This window comes from Pseudomonas koreensis (assembly GCF_025447595.1).
GTDB classification, from domain to species: Bacteria; Pseudomonadota; Gammaproteobacteria; order Pseudomonadales; family Pseudomonadaceae; genus Aquipseudomonas; species Aquipseudomonas koreensis_H.
The window spans coordinates 138,367-152,420 of the sequence record NZ_JAOEJU010000003.1; the positions used below are offsets into that span (position 1 = coordinate 138,367).

Genomic DNA, 14,054 nt, shown 5'->3' on the forward strand with positions numbered 1-14,054 from the left:
GTTAAGTAACCCCTCATTAAAGATGATATTTGTGAAGGGACCTGCATGGGTGTCAAAGTCAGAAAAGACTTGCCAAACACTACGACCGGCTTCATCTATTAAATAGATATTTCTCGAACACTCAGCCTCATCGAAAAGTGCATCCTGCCCAAGTCGATCAATCAACACAACACTCAGGAACTCTGCGACCTTAATTACTTTTGACGTCTTCATCAGGCGCGACAAAGCTCTACATACACCGCCTCGACGGTGGCGTCATCTTCTTCGAAGTCAGGCACGTAAAACTTCAAACCCATATCAACAACATCAAAACCCGAGTTATTGAACACCAGCGTTTCTCCTCGTCTTTTCAGAAACTGCTGAACCACCAGGGCATCTTCACCGACCAGTTTCTGATCTCCCCAGACAAGCTCACTCCACTTCAAAAACTCAGCACCAACGACAATAAAACTTTCATCAAAGTACATGTGAACGCCTAAACCGTCATAAGCATCCGTCGGTACTGCCGAATCTTCAGTCTTGAAAAATTCCTCAAACTTTCCACCAAGGGTCGCTCGTGACTGGTCTCGCGTCATACCAACGCGAATCAATCCCAGATCACCGCGACCCATCAAGCTAAAAATCATAGTCATATCAAGCAACCTGTCAGGGCTGAAGCAGCCTTTAACAGCCCCAGCGTCAGCACTCAAGCCATTCACCTCGGCCACTGCAACAACAGCCTTGCGGGATGCTTCGACGTTCTCGTGCCAATACAAAGTTCTCAAACCCGCCAGCGCAACCAGCAATTCCCCGTCATATTTATCGCCTTCCAGAACGTCTTTGGTCAGTAAAGCGATGCCGATGGGCAACAATTCCCGCACATGCAAATCCTGCCTCAATGCACGACAGACATCTCCCACACTCAAGCAATCCAAGGGCGTATCGCGCACGGACAAATACCATTCATCCAACGACGAGAGCTTTCCCGGGGTCCCGTAAACATCCGGTCCTTGCTCCAGATCCCGAAACCTCATGCCTCGGCTCCCGGACTCAACGATTCAACCTGGTAGAAAGTAATATCCGGGCCATAGTTCTGCTCCGAGTTCGACACCTCTACACAAAACACCTTCTCTGGAAATTTTTCTTTCAGCACCATGCGCCACGCAAAACCCATCACATTGCACAATTGAAGAAACACGTCATCCGAAACACCAGCAGCAACCTGGCCAAAGACGTCATAGATTCTCACAACATTCAAAAACTTTTCAGTCTTTGAAATATCACCAGAGGCAAGGCCAGAACACCTATCAAACACTTCAGTCGAGAAATTCCGCGCTAAAAATATGCCACCCTCTTTCACCACAAAATCCGGGAAGAGCATTTTTGAAAACAACAGAATATGTTCGGGCTGGCATTGATCGAAGATGTACGAATAAACGTCCAGTCCTTCCTGATTCGACCACTGTTTTTTCCAGGAACAATACGCTGGATTGTCAGTAACGGAAGGTATCGAATTAACCCGTTTCATTGCGCTTGCTCCAGACTCTATGTCTCTGTGAGCTATCGTGGCGAGCAGGTTGAAGCACGACGAGTCGCCAGCCCCCAAAAGCGATATCAATATAGTGGCGCGATGGTAGGTAACCGGTGCCGGGGCGTCAATTAACGGGCTCACCGAGATCGCACCCGCCACCTCCCGGACAAGCCTGTCGGTCGCAATAATCTGTAAACTCTCCCCTCTTTCGCCGCCCTCCCATCCCGGCGGCCATCACCTCTTTATATTGCGGAGTCAGCCTTGCGTCTGTTTCACACCTCCGACTGGCACCTTGGGCAGAACCTGCACGGCCAGGAGCGCGATTTCGAGCACGCCTGTTTTCTCGAGTGGCTGCTGCGCCAATTGAAGCTGGCGCAGCCGGACGTGCTGCTGATCGCCGGCGACATCTTCGACACGGTCAATCCGCCGGTCAAAGCCCAGGAACGCCTCTACGATTTCATCGTCAGCGCCCATGAACAGCAGCCGTTGCTGACCATCGTGATGATCGCCGGCAACCACGATTCCGGTTCACGGATCGAGCTGCCCGCGCCGTTGATGCGGCGTTTGCGTACCCATGCGCTGGGTCGGGTGTTGTGGCTGGATGACGGCCAACTGGATGCTGAGCGTCTGCTGCTGCCGCTGCCGAATGCGTCCGGCGAGATCGCCGCGTGGTGCCTGGCGCTGCCGTTCCTGCGGCCTGCCGAAGTGACCGGCGCACATCTGGGCGATAACTATCTGCGCGGCATTGGCCAGGTGCATGAATGGCTGATCGAAGCGGCCAACGCCAAGCGCCAGCCGGGCCAGGCGCTGGTCGCCATCAGTCATGCGCATATGGCCGGCGGCTCGGTGTCGGAAGACTCCGAGCGCAGCCTGATTATCGGCAACGCCGAAGCCCTGCCTGCCAGTCTGTTCGGGCCGAGCATCAGCTACGTCGCCCTCGGCCATTTGCACAAGCCGCAGAAGGTCAATGGTGAAGAACGGATTCGCTACAGCGGCTCGCCGATTCCGTTGTCGTTCTCGGAAATCGCCTATCAACATCAGATTCTCGACATCGTGCTCGACGGCGAAACCCTGGTCAGCGTCGAGCCAATGCTGATCCCCCGCTCCGTCAATCTGCAACGCCTCGGCCCTGCACCGCTGGCGGAAATCCTGTTGCAACTGGCCGACCTGCCGAATATCGACCTGCTGGCCGAAACCCAGCGCCAGCCGTGGCTGGAAGTCCGTGTTCGTCTCGATGAGCCACAGCCGGATCTGCGCCATCAGGTCGAAAGCGCCCTGCAAGGCAAGGCTGTGCGACTGGTGCGAATCGCCGCCGAATATGCGGGCAACCGTGGCGCTGACGGCGCCGAGGACGGTAGCGCGCTGATCGAACTGGACCAGCTCACGCCCCAGGAATTGTTCAGCCGCGCCTGGCTCGACAACTACGGCAGCGAGGTCGACGAGCAAACCCTCAAGGACTTCGCCGAGCTTCTGCAAGACGTACAAATGGAGGGCGAGCAGCCATGAAGATTCTCGCCATTCGTTTGAAGAACCTCGCGTCGCTGGCCGGCCCGTTCGAGATCGATTTCACCGCCGAACCGCTGGCCAGCGCTGGACTGTTCGCAATCACCGGCCCGACTGGCGCCGGCAAAAGTACTTTGCTCGATGCGCTGTGCCTGGCGCTGTTCGGCGCAGTGCCGCGTCTGAACAACACCGGGCGTGACGCCAAGGTGCCGGACGCCGACGGTGAAATCGCCACCGGCGACCCGCGCACCCTGCTGCGTCGTGGCACCGGCGAAGGTTTTGCCGAGGTGGATTTTGTCGGCGTCGACGGCCGCCGCTATCGCGCGCGCTGGGAAGCCAACCGCGCCCGGGAAAAGGCCGGCGGCAAGTTGCAGGCCAGCCGTCAGAGCCTGCGCGACATCGATCAGGACCAACTGCTCGCCAGCCAGAAAGGCGAGTACAAGACTCAGCTCGAAGCCGCGCTGGGCCTGAACTTCGAACAGTTCACCCGCGCCGTGCTGCTGGCCCAGAGCGAGTTCAGTGCCTTCCTAAAGGCCGATGACAACGACCGCAGCGAACTGCTGGAAAAACTCACCGACACCGCGCTCTACACCCGCCTCGGACGTCGCGCGTTCGACAAGACCAAAGAGGCCCGCGAAGCCCACAAGCAATTGCAGGATCAGGCCACCGGCGTGACCCCGCTGGCCCCCGAGGCTCGCGCCGAACTCGACGAGCGCTTCAATGCCGCCCAGCAACAACTGAAGTTGCAGCAGGCGCAGCTCAAGCAGATCGAGCAACAGCACGACTGGCTCAAGGAACTGCTGCGGTTGCAAGACTCGCAACAAGCCGCCGCCGAACAACTGCGCAGCGCCGAGCACGAGCGAGAGTCGCTGGCCGGTGAGCGTCTGAAGCTCACCCGCCTGGAACAGCTCGCTCCGCAACGACACCAGTTCGCCCGCAAAACCGAACTCGATGCACTGCTGACGCCACTCGCTGCACAGATCCACGCGCACACCCAACAGCAAGGCGAATTGGCTGAGCGCCAGACGCGCCTGGAACAGGATCTCGCCGCGGCGCAGATCGCCCTGACCCAGGCGCAAACGCAGCAAAGCGAAAGCGCACCGCTGTTGCGCCAAACCTTCGAGGAGCAAAGCACCCTCACTCGCCTCGCCAAGGACGTCGCGTCCGGCACCGAAGCGAAGCACGCGGCAGAGCAAGCCTGCGTCCTGGGCCAGAGCACAATTCAGACCCTGCTTGATCAGCAAAAACAGGTCGCCGACCGCTTGCAACGTATCGCCGCCGATCTTGAGCAAAGCGCTCATCTGGCACCGTTGAGCGAAGCGTGGAATGCCTACCGCGACCGCTTGCAGCAACTGATGCTGATCGGCAATCGGTTGAACAAAGGCCAAAGCGAACTGGCCTCTCTCGAAGAAAACGCCACCCGCGCAACCGATGCGCTTGCCACGCAAAAGCAGCAGCTGGAAGTGCTGTTCAAGGAGGCTGGCGCCGAACCGGACGCGGTCGCCGAACAGATCGGCATCCTCGGCAATCTGTTGCAGGACAACCGCAAGCAACTACGCGCCATCGAAGACCTGACGCGTCTGTGGACCAGTCGGCAGGATCTGGACAAACGCAGTGCCGAGTTGCAACAGCGTCAGCTCGATGCGCAACAGGAGCGTGAGCGCCTGATCCAGGACGGGGTGAAAACCAAGTCCGAGCTGACCGTCGCCGAGCAGACCCTCAACGTCACCCGAGAACTGCTCGAGCGTCAGCGTCTGGCCCGCAGTGCCAGTGTCGAAGAGCTGCGCGCGCAGTTGCAGGACGACCAGCCGTGCCCGGTTTGCGGCAGCAACGAACATCCGTATCACCAGCCGGAAGCCCTGCTGCAAAGCCTCGGCCGTCACGATGAAAACGAGCAGGCCAGCGCGCAGCAAGCGGTCGATCAGTTGAAGGAGAAACTGACCGAGCTACGTGCCAGTGTCGGTGGCGTGATTGCCCAACAGAAAGAGTTGCTGCAACAGCAGGAACAACTGGCGGCACAACAGCAAACGCTGACGCCGAGTATCGAAGCGCATCCGCTGGCTGCGTCGTTGTTGAATCAGGACAGTGACAAGCGCGCAGCGTGGCTGACCCGCCAGAATGAGCAACTGAACCAGAGCATCACCCAGGACGAACAGCGCCAGACGGCCCTGCTCACACTGCAACAGGATGCGGCTCGGCTGACCCAGCAATTGCGTCAGGCCGAGACGGCACACCAGCAAGCCACCCAGCACCTGAGCAATCAGCAACGCGAACTGAGCGCTGACCGCCAGCGTCTGGACGAGGAACTGGCAGCCTTCGCCACACTGCTGCCGAGCGACACCCTTGATGCCTTGCGCGCCGAACCGGCCTCGACCTTCATGCAGCTTGACCGACAGATCGCCGAGCGTCTGGCGCAAGTCGATCTGCAAAAGGAAGAACTGGCCGAGCAACAACAACGCCAGCAGACACTTGAGAAAGAACAGGATCGCCAACAGGGCCGTGTGCAGCAGCTGCAAAACGCTGAGCAGCAACTCAACACGCTGACCGAACAGCAATTCGCCAGCCAGCAGAAGCTGGCGCAATTGCTGGGCGATCACACCTGCGCCGAGCATTGGCAGCAGCAACTGGAGCAGGCCGTGGAACAGGCGCGCAACGCCGAATCCACGACGACTCAGGCGCTACAGGAAGCGCGTACGCAACGGGTGCAAATCGCCGCCGAGCTGAAAGCGCAGCAGGAGCGTCTGCAAGCGCTGGAAACCGAAGACCGCGATCTGGCCGGCAAGATTGCCGACTGGCGCGCGCGCCATCCGGAGCTGGATGACGGCGGCCTCGAAGACCTGCTGCGGGTCGATGATGCGCAAGTCGATGAACTGCGCGAGCGCTTGCAGCGCAACGAAAAAGCCGTTGAGCAGGCAAAGGTATTGTTGCAGGAACGCGAGCAACGCCTGCTCGACCATCAAGCCCAACACAACGGCCATCTGGATGCCGAACAACTCGCCAGTGCCCTCGCCGATCTGCAACACCAGTGCACGGCCAGCGAACAGCAATGCGCCGAACTGCGCGCCGAGCAAGCCGAAGACCAGCGGCGCCAGAACGCCAATCAGGCGCTCGCGCAGCAGATCGCCGACGCCTATGCCGAGTATCAGCGCTGGGCGCGGCTCAATGCGCTGATCGGCTCGGCCACCGGCGACACGTTCCGCAAGATCGCCCAGGCCTACAACCTCGACCTGCTGGTGCATCACGCCAACGTGCAGCTGCGGCAACTGGTCAAGCGCTATCGCCTCAAGCGCGGCGGTAGCATGCTCGGCTTGCTGGTGATGGACACCGAAATGGGCGACGAACTGCGTTCGGTACATTCGCTGTCCGGCGGCGAAACCTTCCTCGTGTCGCTGGCCCTCGCCCTCGGCCTGGCCTCGATGGCGTCCAGCACGCTGAAGATCGAATCGCTGTTCATCGACGAGGGCTTCGGCAGCCTCGATCCGGAATCCCTGCAACTGGCCATGGACGCCCTCGACGGCTTGCAGGCGCAAGGCCGCAAGGTCGCGGTGATTTCCCACGTGCAGGAAATGCACGAGCGGATTCCGGTGCAGATTCAGGTACAGCGCCAGGGCAACGGTTTGAGCACACTGGAGGTGAAATGAACACGCTGTATTCCTTCCGCCGCTGCCCGTACGCGATGCGGGCGCGGATGGCCCTGCGGTATTCGGGTGTGCCGGTTGAGATCGTTGAAGTCAGCCTGAAAGCCAAACCGGCGGAGATGCTGGCGATCTCGCCCAAGGGCACGGTGCCGGTGCTGGATGCGGGCGGTCAGGTGATCGATGAAAGCCTGGAGATCATGCGCTGGGCGCTGGCGCAGAATGATCCGGATGACTGGTTGCTGGGTGGCGATTCGAGAATCGCCGAGTTGATTGAAGCCAACGATCAAGTGTTCAAGATTCACCTGAATCGCTACAAGTACGCCGAGCGTTATCCGGAACAACCGATGGAGGCTCATCGCGCGGAAGGTGCGTTGTTCTTGCAAAAGCTCGATGACTTGTTGGAGGGTCGCGAATACTTGCTGGCCAATCATCCGAGCCTGGCCGATGTCGCGCTGTTACCGTTCGTTCGCCAGTTCGCCCATGTTGATCGCGACTGGTTTGCCCAGACGCCTTACGTGCGGTTGCAGGCCTGGTTACAGCAGTTTCTTGAATCGGAACTGTTCACCGGCATCATGAAAAAGTAGGCGCGTTACGCCAGCACTTCACACATGCCGATGGCCGAGCAATCCACTTCAAACGGGCCGAGAAAACCGCTGGGGGTTTTTACTGGCGGATTGCCGGCCAACAGCCCCAGCGCATTGGCCCGTTCGATGTTGTGAGCGATGCTGTGATTGGCCTCTATGGCCCGGGCCAGTCCTCCGACCGAGCCCTGACCGAATCCCAAAAGCGAAGCACCGTTGGTCATGAACGCGAGCCCGGCAATGACCCATAATCTGTAGCCTTTCATGCTCCGCCGACTCCCGCGAGTTCAGCTGAATCCACCGCTGCGCTCTGCGAGCGAAGTTCGAACTGGATGCCGGGATGTGCGACGTCGATCGGTGCTTCGAAGCTGTGTTGCGACTGCGACGCCAGACTGACAAACAGCACCATGACCAGGTACAGACCGATGGCCACGTAGGCGCCGCGTTTGGCGGAAGTGATGATTGAAGTGGCCATGATGTGTGCTCCGTGGACAATGTTTCGAGGTCCACAGAATCGATCAAAAAAGCCGGAGTAACCACTCAGGGTTTTCCATAGTAACCATCAGCTTCGTTGATTATTTAGCCGGTCTATCTCGCCGTTTGAAAATAGCTATCGCCGGTCATTACGTAGGCAAAAAACTGCCCAAGGCTGCGATCTTTTGATTTTGCTTTTTGGGAAACAAGATCAAAGGATCGCAGCCTTGGGCAGTTCCAGGGCGTGACGGAAATTTCAGTGTTGAGCTTTGTGATCCAGCGCGGCGTAGAAGTTGGCGCTTTGTTGCAGGTATTTCTGGGTGTAGCTCTGGGTGTGGGATTTTTTGTCGCTGATTTCAACGTTGGCACTGGCTGGCAACGCAACGGTGGCTGAGATGGCGGAAGCGGCGATGATCGAGAAGAGATTGAAGTTCATGGCGGTAACCCTCGTGTTCAATTGGCTTGCTTGCCCGGTTGGGCCGTGAAGCAAACTTAACGCTCGAGGGTTGATCGCTTGAAATGCTTTGCAACATTACCTGTTATCAGCAGGATTAATACAAAGCTTCAGGCCCCGTAGACCGGGGCCTGCGGCTTATTGACGCACGAGAAACTTGAGGTCGCTCGGGGCATCCATCGACAGCTTTTGCACGGTTTTTCCCAGCAGACCGGTCTTGCCGTCGCGCTCGACCACGACAATCTGGTTGCTTTTCTGGTTGGCAATCAGCAGGAATTTGCCACTCGGATCGAGGCTGAACTCACGCGGGTGATCGCCTTCCACCGAACGTCGTTGCAGTTCCTTGAGCTGGCCGCTGGCCGGATCGATAGCGAACACCAGCAGCTGATTGGCGGTGCCACGGTTGCTGACGTAGAGGAATTTGCCGTCGGCGGACGCGTGCAGCGCGGCGGCAGCTTTGTCCGCAGTCGGCTGGCCGGCAGCCAGATCGACCATTTGCGTCTGGGTCAGCACGCCGTCCTTGTAGTCGAATACCGCGACCTGGGCGCTCATTTCCATGGTCAGCCAGGCATGTTTGCCGTCAGCGCTGAACAGCAGATGACGCGGGCCGCTGCCGGCTGGCAGTTGCACCGACGCGGTTTTCGCCGGGGTCAGCGGCAGGTCCGGGTTGGCTTTCGGGTCGAATTGGTAGATGAAGACTTTGTCGGCGCCCAGGTCATTGGAGAACACATAACGACCGTCCGGCGAAGAGACCGTCGAGTGCACATGGTTCGAGGCCTGCCGCTCGGGATTGACCCGGCTCGCCGGGTGCGCACTCATCTGCACCACCGGTTTGAGCTTGCCATCGCTGCCGACCGGCAATACCGCGAGGGTGCCGCCCGGGTCTTCAACCACCGAGTAGTTGCTGACGAACAGATGGCTGGCGTCGCCGCTGAGGCTCGAATGGGTCGGCTCGTTGCCCAGGCTTTGGACTTGATTGATCAGGGCCAAGGCGTGGGTTTTCGGATCGATGGAATAGCTACTCACGCGGCCGACCGGATCTTTCTGGCCAGAGCCGTTTTCGTTGACCACGAACACCCGGTGCTGATCCTTCGAAAGGGTCAGCCACGACGGGTTTTCGCTCTTGATCACTTGCAGCGGTTTGGCGTCGATCTGGCCGGTGGCGCTGTCGAAGTTCATCCGGTAGATGCCTTCGCTGGTGCCGGCGGTGTAGGAGCCCACCAAAAACTGGAAGCTCTCGGCCGAAGCACTGGAAAGACCCATCGCGCCGACGCTGCCGGCCATCAGCAATGGCCAGAGTTTACGCATGTTCATTCGGTTTCATCATCGTCATCGGCGCTGCTGAGTACATCACCGAGGCAGACCAGACGGTGTTCGCCAACGGTTTTGGTGTCGCTGGCAAAACCGACGATCAGCCAGCTCTGCAGATCTTCATCAAACGTCGCCGCTGCAACCTGGGCCGGGGTGAACTCCCAATGCTTGGCTGCCCGGCCATCGATGCATTCGATGTGCAGGTTGTCGTCTTCGTCGAGGGCGAATTCGAAAGCGTGCAGGCCGTCGATTTCGACCATACCGCAGTGTTCGAGGGCGTTGAGAAGGGTGTCGGTTACGGCAGTCATGGCAATCATGTCTTTCAGGGGGAAAGGGCCAATGATAGCTCAATGTGGCCGCTGAGCTCCTGTGGGAGCGAGCTTGCTCGCGAATACGGAGTGTCAGGCAATCAACAAGTGACTGGACGACCGCCTTCGCGAGCAAGCTCGCTCCCACAGGGATCTCGGTGTGGCTTAGAGGGCGTCGCGCGATGGCTTGCCGTCGACCAGCCGCTGAATGCGTAGCGGGTTGGCGTTTTTCAGCGGTTCCGGCAGCAGACTGTCGGGGTAGTTCTGGAAGCACACCGGACGCAGGAACCGATCGATTGCCAAGGTGCCGACCGAGGTGCCGCGAGCATCGGACGTTGCCGGATACGGCCCGCCGTGAACCATCGAATCGCACACCTCCACACCGGTCGGATAACCGTTGAGCAGGATCCGTCCGACCTTCTGTTCCAGCAACGGCGTCAGCTCCGGGAAGCGTTCAAAATCCGCCTGCTCACCGATAATCGTCGCCGTCAGTTGCCCATGCAGGCCCTGCAATGCCGCGCTCAGCTGCGCCTTGTCGGCCACTTCGACGATCACCGTGGTCGGGCCGAACACTTCCTCCTGCAGCACTTCATCGCCGTCGATCAGCAGGCTGACATCCGCTTTGAACAACTGCGGCTGCGCCTGATTGCCCTGCTGCGGGTTGCCCGCCAGGTGCTCGATGCCGGTGTGCGCCAGGAGTTTTTCCAGGCCCTTGCCGTAGCTGCCGAGGGTGCCGGCATTGAGCATGGTTTGCGCCGGTTGATCACCGATCAGCGCCGCGACTTGCTCAACGAATGCCGTGAATTGCGGCGAACGGATACCGATCACCAGACCCGGGTTGGTACAGAACTGGCCGCAGCCTTGCACTACCGATGCGGTGAGATCCCGGGCAACGGTTTCCGAGCGCTCAGCCAGCGCCTGAGGCAACACGATCACCGGGTTGATGCTCGACATCTCGGCGAACACCGGGATCGGCTGAGGCCGTGCGGCGGCCATGTCGCACAGCGCCCGTCCGCCCCGCAGCGAACCAGTGAAGCCCACGGCCTGAATGGCCGGATGTTTGACCAGCCATTCGCCGACACCGCCGCCGTAGATCATGTTGAACACACCAGCGGGCATTGCGGTTTTCTCTGCTGCACGAATCAGCGCATCGGCGACAAGCTCGGCCGTGGCCATGTGACCGCTGTGGGCCTTGAACACCACCGGGCAACCGGCCGCCAGCGCCGACGCGGTATCGCCGCCAGCGGTGGAGAATGCCAGCGGAAAATTGCTCGCGCCGAACACCGCCACCGGTCCCAGGCCGATGCGGTACTGGCGCAGATCCGGACGTGGCAGCGGTTGACGATCCGGCAGCGGCAGGTCGATCCGCGCACCGTAGAAATCGCCACGTCGCAGGACTTTGGCGAACAAGCGCATCTGGCCGCTGGTGCGCCCTCTTTCACCCTGTATCCGCCCTGCCGGCAATGCGGTTTCGCGGCAGACCACGGCCACGAAGTCATCGCCCAGCGCGTCCAGTTCATCGGCGATTGCATCGAGAAACTGCGCGCGGCGTTCGGCACTGAGGCTTCGATACGCCGGATACGCCGCCGCAGCGGCCTTGGCGGCTGCATCCACTTCCGCTTCCGTGGCCTGAATGAAATCGTGAGGCAGTGCCTCGCCCGTGGTGGCGTCGACGCTTTGCAGCTTCACGTTTCCTGCCGCACTGCGACGGCCGCCGATGTAGTTGTGGCCGAGAATCTGAGTCATGGGATCTCCTTAAAGGGTGCCGATGCTGTCCGGTTCGAATGCCGCTGCGACCGGGGCGATGCCGTTGACCAGCGGTGCGCCGAATTCGGCCTGGCTGATCTCGAACACGTCGCCCGGCTGAGTGCGGATGCCATCGGCGAACGACAGGGTCGCGGTGCCGAAGAAGTGAATGTGCACGTCACCGGGACGCAGGAACTGGCTGTACTTGAAGTGGTGATATTCGAGGTTCGCCAGGCTGTGGCACATGTTGGCCTCGCCGCTGAGGAATTCGTTCTGCCACAGCACTTCACCGTCGCGCAGGATGCGGCTGGTGCCGGCCAGATGTTGAGGCAGTTCACCGACACGAAGTTCCGGGCCATAGCTGCAACTGCGCAGCTTCGAGTGAGCCAGGTACAGGTAATTCTTGCGCTCCATGACGTGATCGGAGAACTCGTTGCCCACCGCGAAACCGAGGCGATACGGCTTGCCGTCGTGGCCGATGATGTAGAGGCCGGCCATCTCCGGTTCTTCGCCGGCGTCTTCGGCAAACGGCGGCAGCGGGAACGGCTGACCGGGACGCACGACGATGCTGCCGTCGCCCTTGTAGAACCATTCTGGCTGCACGCCCGCCTGCCCCGCCGCCGGTTTGCCGCCCTCCACGCCCCACTTGAAGATACGCATGGTGTCGGTCATCGCAGCTTCGTCGCCGGCCTGCTGGTGCATTTTGTCCCGTGCTGACGCGCTGCCCAAGTGCGTGAGGCCAGTGCCGCTGACCAGCAGGTGCGCCGGGTCCGGGTGATCCAGCGGCGGCAGGATGCGCAGTTTGGCCAGCAGTTCGGCGTAATCGTGACTGATGCCCAGGCCGAGGGTTTGCACTTGCTGCGCGAGGGTGCTGCCGGCCTCGATCGCGGCCAGGGCCAGATCGCGGACCGTGCGCGCATCCTGTACTTCACGCACCAGACCGTCCTCGACCACCCCGACACGGCGCTCGCCGCTACTCAATTCGAATTGAACCAGACGCATGTTTTTCTCCTATTACCTCAAAAACACCGCTGATCCCTGTGGGAGCGAGCTTGCTCGCGAAGGCGGTGCATCAGTCACGACAAATATTGAATGTGCCGACCACTTCGCGAGCAAGCTCGCTCCCACAGGGTCGGTGATAGTCATTCAGGTACGGGTCGCACCACGGGCGCTGGCGGCGAACTGATCCACCGGCAATACGTGTTTACGCTCCAGCAAGCGATAGACGACGCCCGTCAGAATCAGCCCGAACACCATCACTCCGGACAGGAAGTACAGGCCCGACGCGAGGTTGCCGGTGTATTCCTTCAACGCGCCGATCACGAACGGGCCGATGTAGCCGCCGAGGTTGCCCACCGAGTTGATCAATGCGATCCCGGCCGCCGCGCTGGCGCCGGCGAAGAAGCGACCCGGCAGCGTCCAGAACACCGCCGTGCAGGAAAACAGCGCGAATGCCACCAGACACAACGCCGCCAGTTGCGCCGCCGGCAGCGCCAGCCAGGCACTGAGGAACAGGCCGATCGCGCCCAGCACATAAAGCACCGCCAGATGCCCGTAACGATCATTCAAACGGTCGGAACTGCGCGGAATGATCAACAGGCCGATGATCCCGAAAACGTACGGCACCGATGACACGAAACCGGTCACCAGATCGCTGCCGCCGAACTGTTTGATCAGGGTCGGCAGCCACAGGCCCAGGCCATAAATGCTCAGGGTCACCGGCAGATAAAACAGCGCCAGCAGCAACACGCGTTTGTCTTTCAGCGCATGCAGAGGATTGCCGTGACGGGTCTGGCCGTATTCCTGCAGGTCCTTTTTCAGCTCGCCGGTCAGCCAGTCTTTCTCGGCCTGATCCATCCATTTCACTTGCTGCGGGCCGTCCGGCAACCAGCGCAATACCGGCCAGGTCAGCAGGATCGCCGGGGTGCCGATGACGATGAACAGCCACTGCCAGCCGTGCAGGCCGAGGATGCCGTCCATGCCCAGCAAACCGCCCGAGACTGGGCCGGTGATCATCATCGCGATGGGTTGGGAAAGGATGAACAGCCCGAGGATCTTGCCGCGATGGCGCACCGGGAACCACTGAGTGATGTAGTACAGAACGCCGGGAAAGAACCCCGCCTCCGCCGCGCCGAGCAGAAAGCGCATCACGTAGAAACTGTGCGGGCCCTGGACGAAGGCCATGCCGATCGTGATCGCGCCCCAGGTAATCATGATCCGCGCGAACCAGCGCCGTGCGCCGAAGCGTTCGAGCATCAGGTTGCTGGGAATCTCTAACAGAAAGTAGCCGATGAAAAACAGCCCGGCGCCGAGGCCGTAGGCGGCATCGCCGATGCCGATGTCGGCGCCCATGTGCAGCTTGGCGAAGCCGACGGCGGAGCGATCCACATAGGCGATCAGGTACAGCAGGATCAGGAAGGGAATCAGTTTCAGCGTGATGCGCCGGACAAGCCGCAGTTCCTGGCTCATGAGATCGGTCTCCGATTGTTGTTTTTATGGAACCTCGGGGGACGCCTCTCGCGGAAAACC

13 protein-coding genes are annotated in these 14,054 nt (G+C 60.1%); 3 read left to right on the plus strand and 10 right to left on the minus strand.

Annotated features, from left to right (window positions below; genetic code table 11):
• Nucleotides 1-212: 212 nt before the first annotated feature.
• Entirely contained in the window at nucleotides 213-1,013 is an 801-nt protein-coding gene (locus N8H71_RS06335) for a contact-dependent growth inhibition system immunity protein (RefSeq protein ID WP_262193328.1), read from the minus strand.
• Nucleotides 1,010-1,507 carry a hypothetical protein gene (locus N8H71_RS06340; protein ID WP_262193329.1) on the minus strand — a complete coding sequence of 166 codons (498 nt, stop codon included), beginning with the start codon at nucleotides 1,505-1,507 and terminating at the stop codon, nucleotides 1,010-1,012. The genes N8H71_RS06335 and N8H71_RS06340 overlap by 4 nt, the downstream gene beginning before the upstream one ends.
• A 264-nt stretch (nucleotides 1,508-1,771) precedes the next feature.
• On the opposite strand from N8H71_RS06340, the gene N8H71_RS06345 reads away from it, so the two are divergent.
• Genes N8H71_RS06345 through N8H71_RS06355 form a run of 3 tightly spaced genes read left to right on the plus strand, consistent with a single transcriptional unit; the run spans nucleotide 1,772 to nucleotide 7,235 of the window.
• Nucleotides 1,772-3,016 carry an exonuclease SbcCD subunit D C-terminal domain-containing protein gene (locus tag N8H71_RS06345; protein WP_262193330.1) on the plus strand — a complete coding sequence of 415 codons (1,245 nt, stop codon included), beginning with the start codon at nucleotides 1,772-1,774 and terminating at the stop codon, nucleotides 3,014-3,016.
• On the plus strand, nucleotides 3,013-6,654 hold the full coding sequence (locus tag N8H71_RS06350) for an AAA family ATPase (protein WP_262193331.1): 3,642 nt from the start codon (nucleotides 3,013-3,015) through the stop codon (nucleotides 6,652-6,654). Before N8H71_RS06345 ends, N8H71_RS06350 begins: the two co-directional genes overlap by 4 nt.
• The gene (locus tag N8H71_RS06355; RefSeq protein WP_262193332.1) at nucleotides 6,651-7,235 is read left to right on the plus strand and encodes a glutathione S-transferase; all 585 of its coding nucleotides are present in this window, start codon (nucleotides 6,651-6,653) and stop codon (nucleotides 7,233-7,235) included. The genes N8H71_RS06350 and N8H71_RS06355 overlap by 4 nt, the downstream gene beginning before the upstream one ends.
• 5 nt (nucleotides 7,236-7,240) lie before the next feature.
• Here the strand turns inward: N8H71_RS06355 and N8H71_RS06360 are convergent, their stop codons facing one another.
• The 8 genes from N8H71_RS06360 to N8H71_RS06395 form a co-directional block, all read right to left on the minus strand.
• Nucleotides 7,241-7,498 carry a hypothetical protein gene (locus N8H71_RS06360; RefSeq protein ID WP_085603086.1) on the minus strand — a complete coding sequence of 86 codons (258 nt, stop codon included), beginning with the start codon at nucleotides 7,496-7,498 and terminating at the stop codon, nucleotides 7,241-7,243.
• A complete protein-coding gene (locus N8H71_RS06365) occupies nucleotides 7,495-7,707 on the minus strand; it encodes a hypothetical protein (RefSeq protein WP_262193333.1) in 213 nt (70 codons plus the stop codon). The genes N8H71_RS06360 and N8H71_RS06365 overlap by 4 nt, the downstream gene beginning before the upstream one ends.
• Nucleotides 7,708-7,962: 255 nt before the next feature.
• Entirely contained in the window at nucleotides 7,963-8,142 is a 180-nt protein-coding gene (locus N8H71_RS06370; protein WP_011334602.1) for a hypothetical protein, read from the minus strand.
• Nucleotides 8,143-8,298: 156 nt separating this feature from the next.
• Nucleotides 8,299-9,474: a lactonase family protein gene (locus N8H71_RS06375; RefSeq protein WP_262193334.1), complete on the minus strand. Its 1,176-nt coding sequence runs from the start codon at nucleotides 9,472-9,474 to the stop codon at nucleotides 8,299-8,301.
• Nucleotides 9,471-9,779 carry a DUF5629 family protein gene (locus tag N8H71_RS06380; RefSeq protein ID WP_262193335.1) on the minus strand — a complete coding sequence of 103 codons (309 nt, stop codon included), beginning with the start codon at nucleotides 9,777-9,779 and terminating at the stop codon, nucleotides 9,471-9,473. Before N8H71_RS06380 ends, N8H71_RS06375 begins: the two co-directional genes overlap by 4 nt.
• 165 nt (nucleotides 9,780-9,944) lie before the next feature.
• Entirely contained in the window at nucleotides 9,945-11,525 is a 1,581-nt protein-coding gene (locus tag N8H71_RS06385; RefSeq protein ID WP_262193336.1) for an aldehyde dehydrogenase (NADP(+)), read from the minus strand.
• A 9-nt stretch (nucleotides 11,526-11,534) separates the two neighbouring features.
• Entirely contained in the window at nucleotides 11,535-12,527 is a 993-nt protein-coding gene (gene araD1, locus N8H71_RS06390) for an AraD1 family protein (protein WP_262193337.1), read from the minus strand.
• A gap of 144 nt (nucleotides 12,528-12,671) precedes the next feature.
• Entirely contained in the window at nucleotides 12,672-13,994 is a 1,323-nt protein-coding gene (locus N8H71_RS06395; protein ID WP_262193338.1) for an MFS transporter, read from the minus strand.
• Nucleotides 13,995-14,054: the final 60 nt, after the last annotated feature.

What these genes read in the sequence shown, in the direction of transcription:
- araD1 (WP_262193337.1), bottom strand. Translation starts at nt 12,527, where the DNA reads ATGCGTCTGGTTCAATTCGAATTGAGTAGCGGCGAGCGCCGTGTCGGG.
- N8H71_RS06375 (WP_262193334.1), bottom strand. Translation starts at nt 9,474, where the DNA reads ATGAACATGCGTAAACTCTGGCCATTGCTGATGGCCGGCAGCGTCGGC.
- N8H71_RS06340 (WP_262193329.1), bottom strand. Translation starts at nt 1,507, where the DNA reads ATGAAACGGGTTAATTCGATACCTTCCGTTACTGACAATCCAGCGTAT.
- N8H71_RS06365 (WP_262193333.1), bottom strand. Translation starts at nt 7,707, where the DNA reads ATGGCCACTTCAATCATCACTTCCGCCAAACGCGGCGCCTACGTGGCC.
- N8H71_RS06380 (WP_262193335.1), bottom strand. Translation starts at nt 9,779, where the DNA reads ATGACTGCCGTAACCGACACCCTTCTCAACGCCCTCGAACACTGCGGT.
- N8H71_RS06370 (WP_011334602.1), bottom strand. Translation starts at nt 8,142, where the DNA reads ATGAACTTCAATCTCTTCTCGATCATCGCCGCTTCCGCCATCTCAGCC.
- N8H71_RS06350 (WP_262193331.1), top strand. Translation starts at nt 3,013, where the DNA reads ATGAAGATTCTCGCCATTCGTTTGAAGAACCTCGCGTCGCTGGCCGGC.
- N8H71_RS06395 (WP_262193338.1), bottom strand. Translation starts at nt 13,994, where the DNA reads ATGAGCCAGGAACTGCGGCTTGTCCGGCGCATCACGCTGAAACTGATT.
- N8H71_RS06335 (WP_262193328.1), bottom strand. Translation starts at nt 1,013, where the DNA reads ATGAGGTTTCGGGATCTGGAGCAAGGACCGGATGTTTACGGGACCCCG.
- N8H71_RS06355 (WP_262193332.1), top strand. Translation starts at nt 6,651, where the DNA reads ATGAACACGCTGTATTCCTTCCGCCGCTGCCCGTACGCGATGCGGGCG.
- N8H71_RS06360 (WP_085603086.1), bottom strand. Translation starts at nt 7,498, where the DNA reads ATGAAAGGCTACAGATTATGGGTCATTGCCGGGCTCGCGTTCATGACC.
- N8H71_RS06385 (WP_262193336.1), bottom strand. Translation starts at nt 11,525, where the DNA reads ATGACTCAGATTCTCGGCCACAACTACATCGGCGGCCGTCGCAGTGCG.